Genomic DNA, 5,412 nt, shown 5'->3' with positions numbered 1-5,412 from the left:
TATCGCGCTTGTCATGGACAAACCTCGCCCTCAAATCTAAGCTAAGGCTACTCCCTAATCATTACAACGCCCCGGGCGTGACGAGGACTTTTGCCCACCATCCATAACCTGGAAAAACGGTTACGCAGTTATCTGGACGATGATCAGATCGCCCAGGTCGTACGCGCTTACCATTTTGCCGAGCAAGCGCACGAGGGGCAGTACCGCCGCACCGGGGACCCGTACATCACCCACCCGCTGGCCGTGGCCAACATCCTCACCGACATGCACATGGACCACTCTTCACTGATGGCTGCCATGCTGCACGACGTGATCGAGGACACCGGCATCACCAAGGAACAGCTGGCCGGGGAATTCAGCGAGGAAGTGGCCGAGCTGGTGGACGGCGTCTCCAAAATCGCCCAGATCAAATTCGAGTCCAAGGCCGAGCAGCAGGCGGAAAACCTGCGCAAGATGATGCTGGCCATGACCCGGGACATCCGCGTCATTCTCATCAAATTGGCCGACCGCCTGCACAACATGCGCACCCTGCATGTTATGCGTGCGGAAAAACGCCGCCGCATCGCCACTGAGACTCTGGAGTTGTACGCCCCCATCGCCTTCCGGCTGGGCATGTACAACATGCGGGTGGAGTACGAGGACCTGGCCTTCCACGCCATCTACCCCATGCGCGCCCGGTTGATTGGCCAGGCAGTAAAAAAGGCCCGCGGCAACCGCAAGGAAATCCTCACCACCATCAAGGCCAGCCTGGAACACTGCCTGGAAGAAGAAGGCATCGAGGCGCGGGTGCTGGGCCGCGAAAAGCATCTTTTCAGTATCTACTCCAAGATGAAGGAGCAGCACAAACCCTTCGCCGACATCATGGATGTGTTTGGTTTTCGCATCATCGTCGACCGGGTGGATACCTGTTACCGGGTGTTGGGCGCGGTGCACAACTACTTCACTCCGATCCCCGGCCGCTTCAAGGATTACATCGCCATTCCCAAGGCCAACGGCTACCAGTCCCTGCATACCACCCTCAAGGCGCGCTCCGGCATTCCCCTGGAAATGCAGATCCGTACCGAGGAAATGGAGGCCATGGCCAATAACGGCATCGCCGCTCACTGGCTGTACAAGGCCGACGACGAGCCCGGCTCGCCCACCCACAGTCGCACCCAGAGCTGGATGCAGCGGCTGCTTGAGCTACAGCAGAAAGCCGGCAACTCCATGGAGTTCATCGAGAATGTAAAGGTGGACCTGTTCCCGGACGAAGCCTATGTGTTCACCCCCAAGGGCGACATCAAGGAACTGCCCGGCGGTGCCACCGCCGTGGATTTCGCCTATGCGGTGCATACCAAGGTGGGCAACCAGTGCGTAGCCGCCCGTATCGACGGCAAGCTGGCGGCACTTTCCACGCCCCTGGAATCCGGCCAGACGGTGAAAATCATCACCGCCCCCAACGCCACCCCCAACCCGGCCTGGCTCAACTTCGTGGTCACCGGCAAGGCGCGCACCAACATACGTCACTTCCTCAAACACCAGCGCCGCGAAGATGCCGTGGAGCTGGGCGAACGGCTACTGGAAAAAGCCCTGCATTCCTATGACATCGGCATGGACGAGCTGCCCATCGAACGGGTCGTCAGTGAGCTGGCCGGTAACGGCTATGTGGAACTGGACGAACTGCTGGAAGACATCGGCATGGGCAACCGCCTGGCGCCGCTGGTAGCCCGTAAACTGGCTGGCGCCCGCGATGATGACGAACGCCAGCACGAAGATGACCGCCGACCACTGGCCATCCGTGGCAGCGAAGGCCTGATGGTCAGCTATGCCAAGTGCTGCCTGCCACTGCCCGGCGACACCATTATCGGCCACCTGAGCGCCGGTCGCGGCATCGTGGTACACCGGGACACCTGCAAGAACCTGCTGGCGGAAATGCGCAACGCCCCGGAAAAATGCATCGCCCTGAGCTGGGATAAACAGGTGGAGCAGGAGTTCACCGCCGCCCTGCGCATCGAGCTGATCAACAAGCGCGGCGTGCTGGCTACACTGGCCAACAGCGTTTCCGAGCTGGGCTCCAACATCGACACCATCGACATGGCAGAGAAGGACCCGACGCTCACCTCCCTCAACGTGACCATGACGGTAAAAGACCGCATCCACCTGGCCCGCATCATCAAGAAGCTACGCACGCTGGACAGCATAGTGCGTATTCACCGGCTTTGATCACACACACCAGCCTCCGCGTAGGAGCATCGCCGGCGCCGTTTTAGCCAACCCGGACCACAAGCATTTTCACCACAGAGAGCACTGAGACGCAGAGAAAACCCTTCTTTTGCTCTGTGGGCTCTGCGCCCTCTGTGGTAAATCGATCTTTCCAGAGGTTATCTATGCGCCCGCAAACAGGGACAAGCCTCCTGTGTTGCGTGTGAGCCTGCTGCGTGCAAGCATAGCCTCTTTCCTGATTTCCGCCTGCCAGCACCAAGGTGCTGGCAGCTCAACCAAGTGAAGAACCGATCATGTCCAACCATTCCGTTATCAGCACCGACAAGGCGCCTCAGGCCATTGGCACCTATTCCCAGGCCATCAAGGCAGGCGCCACCGTTTATCTGTCCGGCCAGATCCCGCTGGTGCCTGACACCATGGAGCTGGTGGACGGCGATATGGAAGCGCAGATCGAACAGGTATTCAGCAATCTGATCGCCGTCTGTGAAGCCGCCGGGGGCACCCTGCAGGACATCGTCAAACTGAATATTTTCCTCACCGATCTGAGCCACTTTGCCCTAGTCAACGAGATCATGGCGCGTCACTTCAAACAACCCTATCCCGCTCGGGCCGCCATCGGCGTGGCAGCCCTGCCCAAGGGCGCCGGCGTGGAAATGGACGGCATCATGGATATTGCATAACCGCCGCAACAGGCCGCATGCATCATGCAACACGCCCGCTACTCGCGGGCGTTTTTGTTACCAAACTCTCCTCCTCAGGGGGAAGACAACCGCGCCCCAAGAGCGCACCATCTGGATATAACGTCATCCGACCCGGAGGGACTGCGATATGGACACCGCAACCCACGACCTACCCACCCTGTTTGCCCAGCTTGGCCTGGATAACAGCGATGCGGCCATCGAAGACTTCATCCATCAGTACGCCGGCAGCCTGAAAGACAGCATGCATCTACATCAGGCACCGTTCTGGAACGCTTCTCAGGCACGTTTTCTGGCAGATGCCATTCGCGAGGACGCGGACTGGGCCGAAGCGGTGGACAGCCTGAGCGCTCTGCTGCGCCACTAGAAAACCTCTACACAACATCTTCTCGTGTGGGAAGCGATGCTTGCCGTGGGATGAAACATAGCAAAAACAGACACTGCCCCGGGTATGACAAGGTATAGGCAGCGCACGAATATTCGTGCGCTCTTCCGCGGTACCGCCAAAAGGACGGGAGCACCAGCGTAAAACAAACCGCCCGAATTCAGGCTCAAACCAGTTGCAACACCCGCGCGATACGATCAAAGAAAAAGCAGTAAACCAACAGCGGGAGGGGCAGGCCCAGCAGAGAGCCGAGCAGATAATCGCGGCGTTTTACTCCGCTCAATGCCAGGGTGTAGTTCAGGGCAGGCATGGTCTGGAACAGAAGTCGCAGTAACACCACGCTGCGCACCGGATGGCGGTCCAGGCGGGCAAGAATCTTCCTTGCCAGGGGCCTGTCGATATCCCGCAAGGCACTACCGCCAACACCCTGCACCACCTGAAATGTCACCAGGCAGGAGACACAGGCCGCCACATAGGTGACCAGCCCGCCGGTCGCCGTGCCCAGCGCCAGTATCGCCGCTGCCAGAAACGGCCAGCCCGGCAACTGGATCAGGTTGCCAATGGCAAACGCCAGCACAAACAGCAAGACGCCCACCACCAGGTTGGCTTCCAGCAGCGCCCGCAAGGCAGGCAGGGAAAACTGCTCACGCAGCCCGGTGAGTTCCACCAGTAACAGCACTGTCACCAGCACCACGGCCAGCAGGATCAGTCGTCGATAACGTGTCATGGCAAACGGCAAAGCCACATCCGGATTCCTGTCTCAAAGTCAGGATTCAGTGTAACCGATTGGGGGAAAGCGGGAACGTGAAGGGGGCGGAGTTTCAAGTGGAAAGTTCAAAGTTGAAAAGCGCGGGGCATGCCAGGAGCCATCCGAAATCCGTCTTAGCCGCGCCGCATCGCCAGGAAAACAATCCAAAAAAACAGCCCATCGCGGTCACCAGCGCTGGCTGGTTGACACCTCATTTAACCTGCGCTTTTCAACTTTGAACTTTCAACTCGCAACTCACAATCAGCCCAACGCCAATTCGGAATCCAGGACGGCCTGATAGCCCTCCGGCAGCACATCCGCCCAGGCATCCAGACCGGCGCGCAGGCCTTCCAGGCTGTCCGCCACCAGATTAGCGTGGCCCAGCTTGCGACCCGGGCGCACGCCCTTGCCATACCAGTGCACCACACCCGGGTGTTGCAGCCAGGCACTTTCGAAGGGGGTACCGATCAGGTTCACCATGGCGGTGGGGCCGTGCACATTCAGCGCGTGCAGGGGCACCCCGGCCAGGGCGTGGACATGCAGATCGAACTGGGACCAGTCAGCCCCTTCGTGTGTCCAGTGGCCGGAATTGTGCACTCGCGGAGCAATCTCGTTGACCATCAGCTGGCCATCAGTTTCGAAAAACTCCACCGCCATCACACCGGCGTAGTCCAGCTCTTCCATGATGCCCTTGAGCATCTTCTCAGCCGGCTTCTGCAGGTCGGCGCAGGCATTGGCCGGCGCCAGGCTCAGGCGCAGGATGCCGTCCACATGCCAGTTGCGGGTGAGCGGGTAGAACAGGGTTTCGCCGTTGGTGCTGCGAGCACCAACAATAGACAGCTCGCGGCGGAAAGGAATCTTCTGTTCGATGATGGCCTTGCCAGCCAGCTCGCTGGCAGGCACCGCGCTCAGATCACCGCCTTCGCCAACGATCCAGGTGCCACGCCCGTCATAACCGCCGGTGCGTGCCTTGACCACCACACCGCCAAACTTCGCCACCGCCGCATCCAGATCGTCCGGCTGGTCCAGGGTCACCCAGGGAGCAGTGGGAATGCCCAGCTTGTCGAGCATGGATTTCTGGGTGAAGCGATCGGGGATCACTTCCAGCGCGCCGCGCGCCACGCAACGGTCGCTCTTTGCCAGCTCGGCGGACAGGCCGGCTTCCGGGAAGGCTTCGCGCTCCACGGTGATCACCGGGTAGCGCTCCTGGCACTCTTCCCAGCTGATCGGCACTGCCAGGTCCGCGGTGCCTGGCAGCAGCAAGGCCCGTTCCGGGTCGTAACGACCCACTACCAGGCCCAGACGCGCCGCCGCTTCTGCCATCATCAGGCCAGACTGGCCCCCACCGAACACGAGCCCACCATTCATCAGCCTTCACC

5 protein-coding genes are annotated in these 5,412 nt (G+C 60.3%); 3 read left to right on the top strand and 2 right to left on the bottom strand.

What is annotated here, in order from left to right:
- The first annotated feature begins 90 nt into the window (after nucleotides 1–90).
- The 3 genes from spoT (at nucleotide 91) to ACFE0K_RS11835 (ending at nucleotide 3,267) form a co-directional block, all read left to right on the top strand.
- Nucleotides 91–2,202 (top strand): bifunctional GTP diphosphokinase/guanosine-3',5'-bis pyrophosphate 3'-pyrophosphohydrolase, encoded by a 2,112-nt coding sequence (gene spoT / locus ACFE0K_RS11845; RefSeq protein ID WP_434536261.1) that lies wholly within the window; start codon nucleotides 91–93, stop codon nucleotides 2,200–2,202.
- Between the two features lie 293 nt (nucleotides 2,203–2,495).
- Nucleotides 2,496–2,882 carry a RidA family protein gene (locus ACFE0K_RS11840; RefSeq protein WP_434536260.1) on the top strand — a complete coding sequence of 129 codons (387 nt, stop codon included), beginning with the start codon at nucleotides 2,496–2,498 and terminating at the stop codon, nucleotides 2,880–2,882.
- Nucleotides 2,883–3,030: 148 nt separating this feature from the next.
- Nucleotides 3,031–3,267, top strand: a complete 237-nt coding sequence (locus tag ACFE0K_RS11835; protein ID WP_434536259.1) for a DUF2789 domain-containing protein — start codon at nucleotides 3,031–3,033, stop codon at nucleotides 3,265–3,267.
- A gap of 184 nt (nucleotides 3,268–3,451) precedes the next feature.
- Here the strand turns inward: ACFE0K_RS11835 and ACFE0K_RS11830 are convergent, their stop codons facing one another.
- Both ACFE0K_RS11830 and ACFE0K_RS11825 read right to left on the bottom strand, forming a co-directional pair.
- Entirely contained in the window at nucleotides 3,452–4,030 is a 579-nt protein-coding gene (locus ACFE0K_RS11830) for a VTT domain-containing protein (RefSeq protein WP_434536258.1), read from the bottom strand.
- 264 nt (nucleotides 4,031–4,294) lie between these two features.
- Nucleotides 4,295–5,401 (bottom strand): 5-(carboxyamino)imidazole ribonucleotide synthase, encoded by a 1,107-nt coding sequence (locus ACFE0K_RS11825; RefSeq protein ID WP_434536257.1) that lies wholly within the window; start codon nucleotides 5,399–5,401, stop codon nucleotides 4,295–4,297.
- Nucleotides 5,402–5,412: the final 11 nt, after the last annotated feature.

Origin of the sequence: Alcanivorax sp., from assembly GCF_051117345.1 — a bacterium.
In the GTDB taxonomy this organism is placed as follows: Bacteria; Pseudomonadota; Gammaproteobacteria; order Pseudomonadales; family Alcanivoracaceae; genus Alcanivorax.
This window is presented reverse-complemented; position numbering and strand designations above follow the sequence as displayed.